This window comes from Candidatus Polarisedimenticolaceae bacterium (assembly GCA_036275915.1).
Lineage (GTDB): Bacteria > Acidobacteriota > Polarisedimenticolia > Polarisedimenticolales > DASRJG01 > DASRJG01.
This window is the reverse complement of sequence record DASUCV010000011.1, coordinates 291,891-308,568: the sequence shown is the minus strand read 5'-3', so window position 1 is coordinate 308,568 and position 16,678 is coordinate 291,891. Positions and strand designations below refer to the sequence as shown.

Below are 16,678 nucleotides of genomic sequence, written 5' to 3'. Positions count from 1 at the left end.
CTACTCCTCGTCTTCCTTGGTGCCGGTGCCGTACTTCTTGATCAGCTCCTGGCTGACCTCGCCGGGAACCGGAGCATAACGCGAGAATTCCATCGTGTACTCGGCCTTGCCCTGGGACGACGACCGCAGATCGGTCGAATAGCCGAACATCTCGGCGAGAGGCACGTCGGCCTCGACGCGGACGAAGCCTTCCTGCTCGGTCGTGCCGACGATGATGCCGCGGCGCTGCATGATCGTCCGGACGAACTGCCCCTGGAACTCCGTCGGACCTTCGACGGCGACCTTCATGATCGGCTCGAGGATCGCCGGCTTCGCGCGCGGATAGCACTCGCGGAATGCGCCGCGGGCCGCCGCCTGGAACGCGTTGTCCGACGAGTCGACCGCGTGCGCCGCGCCGTCGTTGATGACGATGCGGAGGTTCGTGACGGGGAAGCCGATGAGCCGCCCCTTCTTGAGCATCGAACGGAAGCCCTTCTCGACCGACGGGATGAACTCCGACGGGATCGACCCGCCGAAGGTGTCGTTGACGAACTCGAAGTCGCCGTCGGGGTAGGGCTCGAAGTAGCCGCCCACCTTGCCGTACTGGCCCGAGCCGCCGGTCTGCTTCTTGTGGAGATAGTTGAACTCGGCCTTGCGCGTGACCGCCTCGCGATAGGCGACCTGCGGCGCGCCGGTCTCGACCTCGGCGTTGTACTCGCGCTTCATTCGCTCGACGTACACGTCGAGGTGAAGCTCGCCCATCCCGGAGATGACCGTCTCGCCCGACTCTTCGTCGACGCGGGCGTGAAAGGTCGGATCTTCCTTCGTGAATCGCTGAAGCGCCTTGCCGAGGTTGGCCTGCGCCTTCTTGTCCTTCGGCTTGATCGTGAGGTGGATGACCGGCGCCGGAACGTGCATCGACGTCATCGCGTAGTGGACCTTGTCCGACGTGAACGTGTCGCCCGACGCGCAGTCGACGCCGAAGAGCGCGACGATGTCGCCCGTCGTGGATTCCGAGATGTCCTCCATCTCGTCGGCGTGCATGCGGACGAGGCGGCCGACGCGCACGTCGCGTCCGGTCCTGGCGTTCACGATCGAATCGCCCTTCTTGAGCTTGCCCTGGTAGACCCGCAGGTAGGTGAGCTGGCCGAACCGGCCCTCCTCGAGCTTGAACGCGAGCGCGACGAGCGGCTGATCGGGGTCGGGCGCCAGGACGATCTTCTCTTCGTCCTTGTCGAGATCGAGCGCCACGTTCTCGACCTCGGTCGGGTCGGGCAGGTACTGGGTCACCGCGTCGAGGAGCGGCTGCACGCCCTTGTTCTTGTAGGCGCTGCCGATGAACACGGGGGTGAGCTTGAGCGAGAGCGTGCCTTTGCGGATCGCTCTCCGGATCATCTCGGTCGTGGCGCGCTCTTCGAGGACCGCCTCCATGAGCTCGTCGGAAAACATCGACACCGCGTCGAGCATCTCCGCCCGCTTCGCCTCGGCGTCGGCGCGCAGGCGCTCCGGGATCTCCTCGGTGCGGCGGACCTCGCCGTTGTCGCCGTCGAAGTAGTAGGCCTTCATCTCGACGAGATCGACGACCCCCTCGAAATCGTTTTCGAGGCCGATCGGGATCTGCATGAGGACGGCGTTGTGCTTGAGCTTCTCCCGGAGCTGCTCGGTGACGCGGAACGGGTTCGCCCCAGCACGGTCGGACTTGTTGACGAAGGCCAGGCGCGGCACGTTGTACCGGCGCATCTGGCGATCGACCGTCATCGACTGCGACTGCACTCCGGCGACCGCGCAGAGGACGAGCACCGCGCCGTCGAGAACGCGCAGCGACCGCTCGACCTCGATCGTGAAATCGACGTGGCCCGGCGTGTCGATGATGTTGATGTGGTGTCCGTCCCACTCACAGTGCGTCGCGGCGGATTGGATCGTGATGCCGCGCTCGCGCTCGAGGTCCATCGAGTCCATCTTGGCGCCGACGCCGTCCTTGCCCTTGACGTCGTGAATGACCCGGATGCGCTGCGTGTAGAAGAGGACGCGCTCGGTGAGCGTCGTCTTCCCCGAGTCGATGTGCGCGCTGATGCCGATGTTACGGACGCGTGACAGGTCGGTGATCGCCATAAAAACCCTCTAGTGCAGCTATCCCCAAGAGAACACAGCATCCTAGCAAATGGGGGCAAATTCAGAGGGCTTGGCGTCTTTTTCTATTCGCCCCAGGCCGGGCCGTTCAATGCGTCGTCGAGAGAGGCGGCGCCCGCCGTCAACACCGGCTCGCCGTGGGACGGAAGGAGGATCTCGGGGCGGAGGTCCGCGATCGCCCGGAGCGAGGCGCGGAAGCCGTTCTCGTAGGTCGCGCGGCCGGCTTCGGTCTTGATCCCCCACGAGGGCGGCGCGACGCGCACATGGCCGTTGCCGGTCCCGATCACCGCGTCGGCGAAGACCGCGGCCTTCCAGGGCTCGAGCCAGAACGCGCGCTCGCCTGGCGACATGCCGACGACAGGGAGCGCGACGACGCCTCGCGGAAGCCGAATCTCGTCGAAGGTCGCCTGGAGCTCGCACGACACGTTGTCGCGGATCGCGGGGTCGCCGATCACCTCACCCCGGTAGCGCGTCGCGATCTCGTCCGCGCTGCGCCCGTGATCGACGGAGCCGATCAGGATGAGGGCACGGCCGCGGGCGCGCGCCACGTCACGGTCGAGCGCGTCCCAGAACTTGGACCGATCGGCCTCGGGCGGAAGAAGCGGATCGATGAGCACGACGCGGCCTTCGATCTCCGCGTAGACGCAGCCGACGACCTCGGCCCACCCGCCGCCACCCGGCCTGTCGAACTCGGGCTTCCAGTCCGGATGCGGGACCGTCCAACGCCAAAAGCCTTCGGCGATCTTCTGAACATGCATCGGAGCCCTCACGGGTTGACGTGCACTTCGACCGAACATTCGCCGACATGCACGTCATTTCCGGCTGCTGCTGCCGCCTGGCCTGCAGCGGTCAAGAGGCAGAGACCGACGAAGTTCTTGACTCGCATCCTTCGCAGCATCTTACGTCGCCGCTCGGCGATTCTCTGAGAACACGCGCATCGGATCTCCGTGCCAAATCTAGGGGAGTAGCCCGGGGGGTCGGAACCGAGGATCGTGCTCGCACACGCTACATCGGAGTTTTCCTTCGGCTCGTGCCTTCGCGAACGCCGACTCGATGGGCTTCATGAAAGCCGGATCGGACTCGAGCTCTTTGCGGACGATTTCCTTGTAACGCGCTCGATCCTCAGCCGTCAGCGCTGGCAAACGCGATCGAAAGGAATCCGCCTCCTTCTCTGCGGCGCTTCGAACCCCGCGGTGATCGCGCAGCGTTTCGTAGACGAGGACGTACGCGAACTCGCCCAGAGTGTCGTCGTACACGGCGACGACGCTTCGGTCGATCGCGTCGGTGCAGACGAAGAGGGAAAACTCCGCCCCACTCAATGCGGGCACGACACGAGCGCGGATGTAAGGCAGGAGCTCCGTGAAAGAGACGTCGGGAGTTCTCACGAACCGTCTCGCGGCTGCGTCGGCATCGAATGCCAACAGCGCGATCCCGACGGCCGAGATCCACCTACTCGCAGTCAATGACCACGACCCCGACGTCATCCACGACGATTTCCGCCGTCTTGAAGACGGCGTCACGCATCTCGGGCTTCGGTCGCCGCGATCGACGCCTGGATCGTCGCCCATGTCGTCGCATCCGTTCCTGCCACACCTCCGAGGCAGAGCGAGAGCAGTGCCGCCAGAGCGAGACTCGACATGACATCTCTTCACCAGAACTTGTCGGATTCTATGCCTCTCTCGGAATCCTCTTGACGCTTCTTTCGGTCCGCAGTAGCAAGTACGGCTGGAGGACTCACCATGAGCGTCAAGTTGCCCGCCGGTCTGCGTCTCGAAGTCGAGGAGATCGAAAACCGCACGAAGCCGAGCTGCAATTCGTCGTCGACGTCGCGCCTTTGCACCTGCCCGGTGCTCGTGACGCCGATCAACGACTAAGACACGGGGGCCTGCAGCTCCATCAGCATCGCCTTCACCGCGCCCGCGGTGTCGGCGGGGTGGTTGCAGGCCTCAAGCGCGCTTCCCACGGCTTCAATCGTCCGCATGAGCATGTCGGGGCGCGTCAGCGCGTAGCCCATGTGTCCGATGCGGAAGTACTCCGCCTTGATCGCGGGGTGAAGTCCGCCCGCGACGACCACGCCGCGCTCCGCGATCTTGCCGACGAGCCCGGCATCGACACCTGAGGGGAAGCGGAGCGCCGAGAGTGTGTGCGCGGCGTAGCTCGCCTTCGCGGGCACACCGCGAAGGCCGAGCGCCGCGAAGGCCGCGCGCATCGCACCGGCCCCGCGCTCGTGGAGCGCGAACCGCGCGTTCATCCCTTCGGCCAGGATCTCGCGCAGTCCCACCTCGAGCGCCAGGATGAGGTTGGTCGGCGGTGTCGCGAAGTACGAAGGCTTCCGCGCCTCGTACGCCTGCATGACCGGTCGCCACGAGTGCCAATCGAGCGAGAGCGGAACCGGCGCCCTGCGCGCCTCGCGAGCCTCGAGCGCACGCTCCGTGACGACGAGGAGCGCGAGTCCGGGCGGGAGGCCGATCGCCTTCTGGGAAGCAGTGAGGTAGACGTCGGCGCCCCACGTCTCCATCTCGAAGCGCTCGGCGGCGGTGGCGCAGACGCCGTCGAAGATCGAGAGCGCGCCGTGCTCGCGCGCGATCGCGGCGAGGGGCTTGGGGTCGCAGCGGACGCCGGTCGAGGTGTCGACGTGGGTGGCGAAGATCGCCTTGGGCCTGCGGCCGGAGCGCACGAGATCTTCGCAGGCGCCCTCGGCGCGGCTGGCGTGAGGGACGTCGCCGGGGACGGCGGTGAGATCGACGACTTCGGCGCCGGCGCGGCGCAGCATGTCGACCATCCGGTCGGAGAAGAACCCGGTGTTCACGACGACGACGGCATCGCCGGGCTCGACGAGGTTCGCGACCGCCATCTCCATCGTCGTCGTGCCGGATCCGGGAATGACGAACGGCTGCGCTCCGGGGGCCGCGATCCAGACGCGCCGCATCATCTCGAGCGACGCGCCGAACGTCTCGATGACTTCGGGCGAGGTGTGACCGGGCGGCGGCACGGAGAACGCCTCGCGCACGCCGGGAGAGATCTCGATCGGCCCCGGAATCATGACGAGGCGTCTCTGGGAGGTCATACCGCTGCACCTCTCGGCCCGCGCAGACGGCGGACGACGAAACGGACGCCGAAGAAGAGCGCCCAGACGATGAGCGCGAACGCGAGGAGCGGCACGGCGATCGCGAGAACCGCGAGCCCCACGGAGCCGCCGAGCTCCGCCGTGGAGACGACCGGGTTCGCGAGGCCGCCGGTCGTGAGAAGCGACGCCTTGCGCGTGCCCACGGTGAGCGCCTGCACCGTCGCCGCAATCCCGCCGCCGGCGATGAGCGCCAGCGACCACCGGAGCATCGGGTCGAGCCCGGTGACGACCGAGGCGGTCATGATCACGCCGGCGACGATCGCCGCCGGGCTCGCGATGAGATCGAGCACGTGGTCGAGCCAAGGGATGTAGTACGCCGCGACCTCGAGCACGGTCGCGACCGAGAAGGCGACCAGCGCAGGCGTCGTCGCCATCCACGCGAACGACGGCCCCAAGGTGAGATGCCCGGTACGAGCCGCAACTCCTGCGACGAGGAAGGGAACGAAGATCCGGAAGCCGCAGGCCGCCGAGAGGCCGATTCCCAGAACGACGGAAAGCAGTGTTTCCACGAGGAGCAATGTAGCGCGACTCGGCGCCCGGGGAAACGGCGTAGGCTCTCCGCGGTGAGCCTCCGCGACCAGCTCGTTCCGTTCCTGGCCCAGGACCGCGTGCTGACGCGGCTGTTCGAGCGCGCCGCCTATTCCTGCGATGCGAGCTTCTACACGCTGACGCCGCGCGCCGTCGTCCGGCCGCGCGACACGGACGAGGTGCGGCGCCTGCTCGCGTGGAGCCGGCGCTCGAAGGTTCCGCTCACCTTCCGCGCGGCGGGTACGTCGCTTTCGGGCCAGGCGGTGACCGACGGTGTGCTCGTCGACGTGTCGCGACATTGGCGGGCGCTCCAGGTGCTCGAAGGCGGGAAGGCGGTGCGCGTCGGCCCGGGTGTGGTGGGCGGCTTCGTCAACGCGCACCTGGCGCGCTTCGGCGCCAAGCTCGGTCCCGACCCGGCCTCGATCAACGCCTGCATGATCGGCGGGATCGTCTCGAACAATTCGTCGGGAATGTGCTGCGGGACCGAGCGCAACGCTTACCGCACGCTGCGCTCGCTCCGCTTCATGCTGACGAGCGGCACGCTGATCGACTCGGGGGCGCCGGACGCCGAAGCGACCCTCCGGAAGAAGGAGCCCGCCCTCGCCTCCGGCCTGATGCGCATCAAGACCCGCATCGAGGGCGATGCGCGCCTCGGCGACCGCATCCGTGCGAAGTACCGGATGAAGAACACGATGGGCTACTCGCTCAACGCGTTCCTCGACTTCGACAACCCGCTCCCGATCCTGTGGCACCTCCTCGTCGGGTCGGAGGGGACGCTCGCGTTCATCGAGGAGGCGACGTTCGAGACCGTTCCCGATCTCCCGCGGAAGTCGGCGGGACTCATGTTCTTCGAGAACGTGCCGCGCGCCTGCGAGGCGATCGAGCCACTCAAGACTTCGGGCGCCGTGGCCCTCGAAATCATGGATCGCGCTTCGCTGCGCTCGGTCGTCGGGATCCCCTCCGTCGTCGATCTCGTGGCCCCGCTTCCGGCGAGCGCGGCGGCGATCCTCGTCGAGTATCAGGCGGCGGATGAAAAGGGACTCGCCGACTTCGAAACGGCATTCACCTCGGTCACGCTTCCGTTGCTGTCGCCCGCTCGGTTGACGCGCGACGCGAAGGGCCAAGCCGACCTCTGGGCGGCGCGCAAGGGCCTGACGGCGTCGATCGGCGCGATGCGGCCTTCGGGCACGAGCATGATCTTCGAGGACGTCGCGTTCCCGCACGAGCATCTCGCGGCGGGAGTCATCGACCTCCAAGCGCTCTTCGTGAAGCACGACTATCCGGATGCGATCGTCTTCGGTCACGCGAAGGACGGCAACATCCACTTCCTGCTGAGCCAGTCTTTCAACGATCAGCGCTCGATCGACCAATACGCGCGCTTCACCGACGATCTCGTCGACATGGTCGTCGGCCGCTACGACGGCGCGCTCAAGGCCGAACACGGCACCGGCCGCAACATGGCGCCGTTCGTCGAGCGCGAATGGGGCAGCGACCTCTACGCGATCATGCGCGAGATCAAGCACCTCTTCGATCCCGACGGCATTCTCAACCCCGGCGTCCTCATGAACGACAATCCGCGCATCCACCTCGAGAACCTGAAGGCGCTCCCCAAGGTCGAGGACGAGATCGACCGCTGCATCGAGTGCGGTTTCTGCGAGCCGCTCTGCCCCAGCCGCGATCTCACCGTGACCCCGCGCCAGCGCATCGTGCTCCGGCGCGAGCGGGCGCGTTTGCTGGCCGCCGGCGACAGCAAAGGTGCGCGTGCGCTCGAAGAAGGGCTCGACTACGCCGTCCTCGACACCTGCGCCGCGGACGGAATGTGCGCGACGGCATGCCCCGTCGGGATCGACACCGGCGCGTTCGTGAAGCACCGGCGCGCGGAACGGCATGGCGCGCTGGCGTCCGCTCTCGCGACCACGCTCGCCAAGAACTTCGGCGCGACCGAATCGATCGCACGGATTGCCGGTCGTGCGCCTCAACTCCCGCGGACGTCGCGCGAGGGAGCGGCCGCGGTTTACCTCCCGAGCTGCGTCACGCGCGTTCTCGGCGGCGATCTACCCGCGACGGTTCTCCGCGTCGCGAAGCGCGCGGGACTCTCGCTGTGGATACCGCCCGACGTTCACGGCAGGTGTTGTGGGATGGCGTTCTCGTCCAAGGGGTACGACGCGGCCCGTGAGAACCGTGTCGGCGACATGCACGCCAAGCTCGAGCGTTGGACGAACGGCGGAACGCTCCCGGTCGTCATCGATACGAGTCCCTGCGCCTATTCCTTGAAGAACGACGGAGTCCGCGTCATCGATTCAGTGGCGTACGCGCACGAGGTCGTGTGCCCACGCCTCACCATCAAGAAGAAGTTGGGACGCGTCGCCGTCCACCCCGTCTGCTCGATCGTCAAGCTCGGCCTCGCCGGCACGCTGGCGAGCGTGGTGCGTGCCTGCGCCGAGGAAGCGATCGTCCCGATCGCCGCCGGTTGCTGCGGCTTCGCCGGCGATCGCGGCTTCACGCACCCCGAGCTGACCGAAGCCGCCACCGCGCGCGAGGCCGCGGAGCTCCGCGCCGCCGGTCCCTTCGACATGGCGGTTTCGTCCAGCCGCACTTGCGAGATCGGGATGGAGCGCGCCACACACTTGCCGTTCGTTTCCGTGTGGCATCTGCTCGATCGGGTCACGTCATGATTGAGCGAGACCCCGAAGACGGGAGGCTGGCCTGCTCGATCGTCATCGCGACGGCAATTGGGTTCGGCGTCTTCCTCTTGGGGTTAGGCGTCGTCTTGCTGGGCGCGCGATTACATGGCGCCCCATGGTTGTACCTATCGGCCTTCGCGCTTCAGTGGCTGGGCCTCGGGATCGCCCTCCGGCGCCAATCCGTCATCGTGAAATTCGGCGGATCCTTCGTGGGCGCCGCGGTCACGACGGCGAAGTTGGTCACCTGGCTGGGAGCGTGGCCCCGCTGATCATCCGGCTATACTCCTTCCGATGACCTTACGCCCATCGCACCGCATCGAGCCGGCGCGCCTCAAGCCCGGCGTCACAAAAGAAAACCTGCCTGGTCCGCGTCCCGCCGACGTCGCAGGAACAGGCGGCGACACCGCCGTGATCCGCGGCAAGGCGCTCATCCTCTGGGACCCGAAGCGGCCGGGGATGAAGCGCGACGCGATCGATACCGATCAGATCACGCCGGCGGCCGATTGCGTCTCCGAGAGCCTCGAGACGCTCGACGAGCGGTGGAAGGCGGGATCGTTCCGGTTCCTCATGCCGGAGTTCCGCGCGCGCGTCCACGCCGGAGAAAACTTCCTTATCGCAGGCGAGCGGTTCGCGATCGGCTCCTCGCGCGAGATGAGCCCGGCGGGGCTGAAAGGCGTCGCGGAAGAGGTCGGCCTCGAGATGGTCGTCGTCTGCTCGCACAACATGGGCGACATCTTCCGGAGGAACTCGTTCAACCTCGGCCTTCAGGTCGTGCAGTGCCCTGAAGCGGTCGACGACGCCAAGGACGGCGACGCCTTCGCGTTCGATCCGGTGTCGCGCAAGCTCGTCAACGAGACGCAAGGAAAGACGTACACGCCGACGCCGCTGACGCCCAAGGAAGACGAGATCCGCCGCTCGGGCGGGATCTTCGCGATCGGCCGGCGCGAGTTCCGGGAGTCGGTCAAGACCGCGCCCGCGATCGTCTGGCCCGACGCCGCCACGGCGCGCGGCCTCACGACGACCGAGCAGATCCTCTGGGCTCACCGTGTGGACAAGGATGCCGAGGTCAAGCCGGGCGCCACGCTGCGCGCCTACGCCGATCTCCTGCCCGCCTCCGACGGCACGGCGCCGTTCTCGATCCACACCTTCAACCAGATCACCGGCGGCAACACGATCTTCCCGCGCCAGGCGGCGGTCGCGAACGATCACTTCGTCTTCACCGGGAAGGATTCCGACGACAAGCAGACGTCGATCGGGCGCGCTTTCGCCGCGATGCAGGACATGGTGAAGCCGTACTACGCGACCCCCGGCGACGGCATCTTCCACTTCTACTTTCCCGAGCAAGGCCTCGTCTACCCGGGCCAGTTCATCCCGGGCGCCGACTCGCACAGCCGCGCCTACGGGGCGTACGGCGCGATCGGCATCGGCGTCGGCTCGACGACGCTCGGCTTCGGCTGGTCGACCGGCTACGTCTACACGACGGTGCCGAAGGCGCGCCGCGTCGTCTTCAAGGGGAAGCTCCAGGCGTGGGTCTCCGGGAAGGATATCGTGCTCAAGCTCCTCGAGCGCTGGGGCACGCGGCAGTCGCAGGGGATGTCGGTCGAGTTCGTCGATGCGGGGAAGCAGCTTCCGATCGCCTACCGGAACACGATCGCGAACATGATGGCCGAGGCCGAGGCCTACAACGGCATCTTCGCGCCTGACGAGCTGACCTACGCATGGTTCGCGTCGAAGGGGATGACCGATCTCCCCTACCCGCGCTTCGCCCCGGGCGACGCGGCGCGCTACGAGATCGACGAGACGCTCGTCCTGGACGAGATCGTCCCGATGATCGCCAAGCCGTTCTCGCCCGGAAATGCGTTTCCTGCGGTCGAGGTCGCGCGCGAGCACCTGACGTTCGACAAGGCGTACATCGGCTCGTGCACGAACGGCAGCTACGACGACCTTCTCCAGGCGGCGCTCGTGCTCCGCGCGGCGCGACAGAAGGGACTGAGGAAGGCGGCGAAGGACTTCATCGTGTTCCCCGGCTCCGGCGGCGTCAAAGGGATGATCGAGCGCCCGGAGCCTCGCCTCGGAGGCGAGTCGATCGCCACCGTTCTACGCGAGGCCGGCGGCCAGATCCGCGACTCGTGGTGCGGGCCGTGCTTCGGCCAAGGGAAGGACGCGCTCGCTCCGGGCCAGCGCGCGATCACGACCTTCAACCGGAACTGGCAGAACCGCATGGGGGTCGGCGGCGAAGGGTTCCTCGCGTCGCCCGCGGTGGTCGCGGCGTCGGCGCTCGCCGGCTACATGGCGCCGCCTTCCGAGCTGGGTCTCTCCTGGAAGGCCGAGGACTTCGGCATCTGATCCGAGCTTGGTCGATCTTCCTCGCCGCCGCGATCCTCGTGATCGCGGTGCGCGTCCGCCTCCTCGACATTCCGCTCGAGCGCGACGAAGGCGAGTATGCCTACGCGGGCCAGCTCCTTCTTCAGGGCGTGCCGCCTTACGCGGCGGTCTACAGCATGAAGGCACCGGGGATCTACGGCGCTTACGCGGCGGCCATGGCGGTGGCCGGCGAGACGCCGCGCGGCGTTCACCTGGGACTGCTCGCGGCGAATCTCGTCTCGATGTTCGGCCTCTTCATTCTGGGCCGCCGCATCGCGGGGCCGCTGGCCGGGGCCGTCGCCGGAGCGGCGTACGGTCTCATGGCGCTCAGTGCGTCGGTTCTCGGCTTCGCGGCGCACGCCACGCAGTTCGTGGTGCCGTTCGTCGTCCTCGGCTTGCTCTTCCTCACCGGCAGCCGCTTCGTGCTCGCCGGAGTCTGCTTCGCGCTCGCGTGCCTGATGAAGCAGCACGCGGCCACGTTCGTCGTGTTCGCAATCGTCTGGCTCGCCGTGGATCGATGGCGACGCCTGGGACTGATTCGGTTCCTCTCCGGCTTCGCCTCGCCGATCGTCATCGTCTGGCTCGCCCTCGCCGTCTGCGGCGTTTTCCCCCGTTACTGGTTCTGGAACGTGACCTACGCCTTTCGCTATGCGACTAGCGTGCCGCTCGCGGAAGGGCTCGGAAGTCTCGGCGCCCACCTCGCCGCGATGTGGACGCTCGCGGGGTTCGCCGTTCTCGCCTGCTTCGGCGTCAAGCACCGATTCCTCGCCGGGCTGCTCGCCGCGTCGTTCGTCGCGGTCGTTCCAGGCCTCTACTTCCGAAGTCACTATTTCGTGCAGATGCTCCCCGCCGTCGCGCTCCTGGCCGGAGCCGGCGCCGCCGCGATCGAGATCCGGCTCGGAAAGGCGGCGGCGACGGTCGCGCTCGCGTTGCCCGTCGCTCTCTTCGTCGGCGTCGAGGCGCCGTATCTCTTCCGGGCGAGCCCAGACGAGGTCTCCCACCACTTCTACCCCGGCGGCCCGTTCGTCGAATCGGCGGCGATCGCGAACTACTTGGCCTCGCACACGGAGCCCGGCGAGCGCATCGCGGTGCTCGGCTCCGAGCCGCAGATCTACTTCCTCTCAGGGCGGCGCGGCGTCACGGCCTACGTTTACATGTACGGGCTCATGGAGCCGCAGCCCCACGCACTCGAGATGCAGCACGAGGTCGCAGCCGAGGTCGAGGCGGCCGCGCCGCGTTTCATCGTCTGGAGCAACGTCCGCTCGTCGTGGCTGCGGGAACGGAGCTCGCCCACCTTCATCTTCGCGTGGGCTCAAGACTTCCTTTCCGACCGTTACGACAAGGTCCAGGATGTTCCGATCCCGCCCGACGGCGAGGTGGATCGGATCGAGATCTTCAGGAAGAAGTAACTTCCCGGCCGGTCGTCCGTTCTAGGTGCGGGAGGGACGGCCGATGTCGAAACGGTTGGCCTGCGCGGTGGCGATCCTGGTGGCGGCGAGCGGGTGCTGGACCTACCGGGGGCCGAAGGGGGTCGAGGCCGCCCTTCACGACTCGTTCGGGTCGGATCTTCACCGCGAGGTCGGCATGAAGCTCGGGCCGATCTCGCTGAAGCTCGTCGGCTCGTTCGCCGGCGACGACATCGATCTTCACGGCGTGACGACACTCGGCTTCGCGGTCTATGAGCGGGAGGGGAGCGGCACGAAGCCGTTCCGGCCGCTCGACACGAGCCGGTTCGCCGGACCCGAATGGAGCCGGATGGTCGACGCGCACGACGGCGACGATCAGGTCGTGGTGCTCGCGAAGACGAGGAACGGATCGATTCACGAGATGATGATGGTGTCCGTCGACAACGACGAGATCGTCGTCGCGCGTCTCACCGGGCACCTGGATGCGCTGATCAAGAAGACGATGGACGCCGCGAAGAACGACGGTCCCCGAGCGGCGCGTCACGAGCTGGCGTTCCCGAACTGAGAGGTCAGGATCGCGAGATCGGCGCCGTCGACCTGCCCGTTGTGGTCGAGGTCGGCGGCGGCGTCGTACTTGGCCTCTCCCGTGCTCGAGCCGAAAGCACGTCCCAATCGCGCGAGGTCGAGCCCATCCACCCGGCCGTTCCCGTCGATGTCGGCGGTGGTGCCGGCTTCGCAGGCGTCACCGATCCCATTGTGGTTCGAGTCGGCCTGGCTCTCGTTCGCCACGAAGGGGCAGTTGTCGATCGGGTCGGCGTACGAATCGCCGTCGTTCGTGCACGTGCCTCCGTCGCCGAGCAACGCCACGGCGTCGCTCGCGGGACTGTGGAAGGTCGCGCACTCGGTCGGCGAAAGGCCGTCGTTCTGTCCGTTGTCGTTCGGCGCCATGATCGAGGCCGGCGGGGTGACGTGCGGAAGGCCGAGGTTGTGGCCGTACTCGTGGATCCACAGCACCGCCTCGTAGCCGACATCGGACAGCCGGACGAGGGCCATCCCCCAGCCCGGTTGATAGCTGCAGCCGATGATGTTGGTACCGGCACCGCCGCAATAGTTGATCACGTTCACGACCTTCACCCGCGCGACCGATACCGCGAGCACCGTGTTGACCTCTTGAGCGGTGTCGATCGAGGCGAGCCCGTCGGTCGCGGTGCCGAACGTTTGCGCCGCCGCGACGCGGGACACGATCGTGCAGCAGGCGACGTCGGTCGAGAAGTCCCCCTTCGCCGCGCGGAACGTCGCGTCGGCGAGGACGGCATCGAGGCGCGTCTCCGTCATCGGGTTCGTGACGCTCACGTGATTGGCGAAGGTGAGACCGTGCGCCGTCGTGTGCGTCGCGGGATCGACGATGTAGTCCATCGCGGCCGCTGCCGACGCCGACGACAGCCTCCGCAGGGAGTCGGCGGACGATGCCATGGCTTCCCGCGCCTTCGACTCCAGACGCCGCTGCTCGGGGTCGGGCACGACGCGCCCTTGCGCGATCGCTTCGAGGCGCTCCCGTGCCGGACCCGGCCCGGCGAGCGCGAGGGATGCGACCGCGGTGTCGAGGAGCTCATCCTTCATGGCCAGTCCCGCGAGCGGTCCGCCCTCGGCGCGATCCGCGGTCATGCGAAGGAGCGCCCGGAGCGCCGCCGCATCGCCGCGGCCGGCGATGTGTCCCAGCGCATGCGGGACCAGCAATCGCGACCGCACCTCTTCCGGAGTGGCGGATGCCGCGGGACGACCGAGGAGGTCGAGGAGCCGGGGCGTCGACTCGGCGGAGCCGAGGTACGCGAGGAAGGCCACGACGTTGTCGCGGCGCGGGAACGACGGATCGTCGAGCAGGCGAAGGAGCGCTGGCACGCCCTCGACACCAACCTCGTTGCGCGCGATCTCGTCGGTCATCCCGTGGATGTACACCTGGAGCGCCGCCTGGCGCACCCGCTCGTCGGCGGCGCCGGAAGCGGCTTGGGCGCGGGCGACGCAGAGAATCGAGGCGAGAAGAAAGTACGCTACACGTCGCGGCATCACGGCCTCCGCCCCCAGCTATTTCAAGGACGTTATGCCCGGTTCGATGACGACGCAAGCGCCCTTGTCCACCATCGCTCGCAGTGGCATCATTCGCACTTTCCGAGGTGCCTCGATGATCGGGAAAGGAAGGGACAGAGCCATGGGGTCCAGCGCGTCTCGTGACGCGATCAACGCCATCCGTGACTGGGCCGTCAACGAGGCCCGCAACCTGAACGGCGTCAAGGTCACCCCGCAGTCGTTCGGCAGCCTCGTCTTCAACGACGACGTGCAGCGCTCGCGCCTTCCTCGTCCCGTCTACCAGGCGCTGCGACGCACCGTCACCAAGGGCGAGCCGATGGCCCTTCCCGTCGCCGACGCCGTCGCGTCCGCGATCAAGGACTGGGCGGTCGAGCACGGGGCGACGCACTACACGCACTGGTTCCAGCCGATGACCGGCCTCACGGCCGAGAAGCACGACTCGTTCTACGCGCCGAGCGCCGACGGCAAGGCGGTCGCGGAGTTCTCCGGCAAGGAGCTGATCAAGGGCGAGCCCGACGCCTCGAGCTTCCCCTCCGGCGGCATGCGCTCGACGTTCGAGGCGCGCGGCTACACGGCGTGGGATCCGACCTCGCCGCCGTGGCTGCTCATGAGCCCGAACGGCGCGACGCTCGTCATCCCGACGGCGTTCGTGAGCTGGACGGGAGAGGCGCTCGACAAGAAGACGCCGCTCCTACGCTCGATGGAGGCGCTCTCGGTCCAGGCGCTCCGCATCCTCAAGCTCTTCGGATCGAAGGCCGAGCGCGTCGCCGCAACGTGTGGGCCCGAGCAGGAATACTTCCTGATCGACCGTCATTTCTTCTTCGCCCGCCCCGACCTCACCCTCACCGGGCGGACCCTCTTCGGCGCGAAGCCGCCGAAGGGTCAGGAGATGGAAGACCAGTACTTCGGTCACATCCCCGAGCGCGTGCTCGCGTTCATGATGGACGTCGAGCAGGAGCTGTACAAAGTGGGGGTGCCGGTGAAGACACGGCACAACGAGGTCGCGCCGAGCCAGTACGAGGTCGCGCCGATCTTCGAGAACGCCAACGTCGCGACCGACCATCAGATGATGTTGATGGAGGTCATGAAGCGGGTCGCGCCGCGCTACGGCCTGGCGTGCCTGCTCCACGAGAAGCCGTTCGCCGGCGTCAACGGATCGGGAAAGCATCTCAACTGGTCGATCGCGGACGACCTCGGCAACAACCTGCTGAATCCGGGCGATACGCCGCACGACAACATCCAGTTCCTCGTCTTCTGCGCCGCGGTGCTTCGCGCCGTCGACAAGTTCCAGGGGCTCCTGCGCATGTCGATCGCGTTCGCGGGGAACGATCACCGGCTCGGCGCCAACGAGGCGCCGCCGGCGATCATCTCGGTCTTCCTCGGCGACATGCTCACCGACATCTTCGAGCAGATCGAGAAGGGCGGGGCGACGGGCACGAAGCAGGGCGGCATCCTGCACACGGGCGTCTCGGTGCTCCCGCAGCTCCCGCGCGACGCGGGCGACCGGAACCGGACGTCGCCGTTCGCCTTCACCGGCAACAAGTTCGAGTTCCGCGCGGTCGGGTCGAGCCAGTCGATCGCCTTCCCGAACATCTGCTTGAACGTCGCCGTCGCCGAGTCGCTCGACGCGATCGCGACCGAGCTGGAGAAGGCGGTCGCATCGGGCGAGAAGCTCGAGAACGCGGTCAGCAAGCGGCTCACGCGGCTCATCAAGGATCACAAGCGCATCGTCTTCAACGGCAACGGCTACTCGCAGGAGTGGCAGGACGAGGCGGCGAAGCGCGGCCTGCTGAACCACAAGAACACCGTCGACGCCCTGCCGGAGCTCGTGACTCCGGACGTCCTCAAGACGTTCGAGAAATTCAAGGTCTTGAACGAGCGCGAGGTCCGCGCGCGCTACGAGGTCGCCCTCGAGCAGTACAACAAGGTCGTCAACATCGAGGGGCTCTCGATGGTCCAGATGGCCAACCGGCACATCCTGCCGGCGGCGCTCGAGTACCAGAAGCGCGTCGCAGAAGCGGTCACGGCCACCAAGGCTGCGGGCGCCGACGGTTCGGAGGGGAAGGCGCTTCTCGACGAGCTGTGCGCGCTCACCAACGACTTTCGCAGGAAGACGGCGACGCTCCAGAAGGAGCTCGACCACACAGGGAACGCCTCGGCGGAGCACCACGCCAAGCACTACCGGGACAAGGTCGTCCCGGCGATGAACGCTCTGCGCGAAACCGGCGACAAGCTGGAGGGGTACGTTCCTCACGACATCTGGCCGCTGCCGACCTACCGGGAGATGCTGTTCCTCAGGTAGTCGAGTCGATAGCTATTACGGATTGTCAACGAGTGGCGGCGGACCACCGTCCGTCGCCGCTCAGTGTCGACGC

The 16,678-nt window shown here is 67.3% G+C and carries 13 protein-coding genes; 7 read left to right on the top strand and 6 right to left on the bottom strand.

Annotated features, from left to right (window positions below; all coding sequences use genetic code 11):
• The 3 genes from fusA to VFV19_10905 all read right to left on the bottom strand — a co-directional run bounded on the left by fusA (position 1) and on the right by VFV19_10905 (position 3,748).
• Positions 1-2,091, bottom strand: coding sequence for an elongation factor G (gene fusA / locus VFV19_10915; protein ID HEX4824818.1), 2,091 nt, complete (start codon positions 2,089-2,091; stop codon positions 1-3).
• Between the two features lie 83 nt (positions 2,092-2,174).
• Positions 2,175-2,867 carry a hypothetical protein gene (locus VFV19_10910; protein HEX4824817.1) on the bottom strand — a complete coding sequence of 231 codons (693 nt, stop codon included), beginning with the start codon at positions 2,865-2,867 and terminating at the stop codon, positions 2,175-2,177.
• Positions 2,868-3,625: 758 nt separating this feature from the next.
• Complete coding sequence (locus VFV19_10905) at positions 3,626-3,748, bottom strand: hypothetical protein (GenBank protein HEX4824816.1); 123 nt, start codon at positions 3,746-3,748, stop codon at positions 3,626-3,628.
• A 100-nt stretch (positions 3,749-3,848) separates the two neighbouring features.
• On the opposite strand from VFV19_10905, the gene VFV19_10900 reads away from it, so the two are divergent.
• Positions 3,849-3,983 (top strand): hypothetical protein, encoded by a 135-nt coding sequence (locus VFV19_10900; protein HEX4824815.1) that lies wholly within the window; start codon positions 3,849-3,851, stop codon positions 3,981-3,983.
• On the opposite strand, the gene VFV19_10895 is transcribed toward VFV19_10900, so the two are convergent.
• Entirely contained in the window at positions 3,980-5,176 is a 1,197-nt protein-coding gene (locus VFV19_10895; GenBank protein ID HEX4824814.1) for an alanine--glyoxylate aminotransferase family protein, read from the bottom strand. The genes VFV19_10900 and VFV19_10895 overlap by 4 nt on opposite strands.
• Positions 5,173-5,745, bottom strand: a complete 573-nt coding sequence (locus tag VFV19_10890) for a DUF4126 domain-containing protein (protein HEX4824813.1) — start codon at positions 5,743-5,745, stop codon at positions 5,173-5,175. The genes VFV19_10895 and VFV19_10890 overlap by 4 nt, the downstream gene beginning before the upstream one ends.
• A gap of 54 nt (positions 5,746-5,799) precedes the next feature.
• On the opposite strand from VFV19_10890, the gene VFV19_10885 reads away from it, so the two are divergent.
• The 5 genes from VFV19_10885 to VFV19_10865 are packed head-to-tail and all read left to right on the top strand — an operon-like array spanning position 5,800 to position 12,783.
• Entirely contained in the window at positions 5,800-8,439 is a 2,640-nt protein-coding gene (locus VFV19_10885; GenBank protein ID HEX4824812.1) for an FAD-binding and (Fe-S)-binding domain-containing protein, read from the top strand.
• A complete protein-coding gene (locus VFV19_10880; protein HEX4824811.1) occupies positions 8,436-8,717 on the top strand; it encodes a hypothetical protein in 282 nt (93 codons plus the stop codon). The genes VFV19_10885 and VFV19_10880 overlap by 4 nt, the downstream gene beginning before the upstream one ends.
• 22 nt (positions 8,718-8,739) lie before the next feature.
• Positions 8,740-10,794 (top strand): aconitase family protein, encoded by a 2,055-nt coding sequence (locus tag VFV19_10875; GenBank protein HEX4824810.1) that lies wholly within the window; start codon positions 8,740-8,742, stop codon positions 10,792-10,794.
• Between the two features lie 47 nt (positions 10,795-10,841).
• Positions 10,842-12,221 carry a hypothetical protein gene (locus VFV19_10870; GenBank protein HEX4824809.1) on the top strand — a complete coding sequence of 460 codons (1,380 nt, stop codon included), beginning with the start codon at positions 10,842-10,844 and terminating at the stop codon, positions 12,219-12,221.
• A gap of 43 nt (positions 12,222-12,264) precedes the next feature.
• A complete protein-coding gene (locus VFV19_10865; protein HEX4824808.1) occupies positions 12,265-12,783 on the top strand; it encodes a DUF4252 domain-containing protein in 519 nt (172 codons plus the stop codon).
• Here the strand turns inward: VFV19_10865 and VFV19_10860 are convergent.
• Positions 12,759-14,282, bottom strand: a complete 1,524-nt coding sequence (locus VFV19_10860; protein ID HEX4824807.1) for a dockerin type I domain-containing protein — start codon at positions 14,280-14,282, stop codon at positions 12,759-12,761. The genes VFV19_10865 and VFV19_10860 overlap by 25 nt on opposite strands.
• 142 nt (positions 14,283-14,424) lie before the next feature.
• Here VFV19_10860 and VFV19_10855 point away from each other — a divergent pair, with 142 nt between their 5' ends.
• On the top strand, positions 14,425-16,605 hold the full coding sequence (locus VFV19_10855) for a glutamine synthetase III (GenBank protein ID HEX4824806.1): 2,181 nt from the start codon (positions 14,425-14,427) through the stop codon (positions 16,603-16,605).
• The last annotated feature ends 73 nt before the right edge of the window (positions 16,606-16,678 follow it).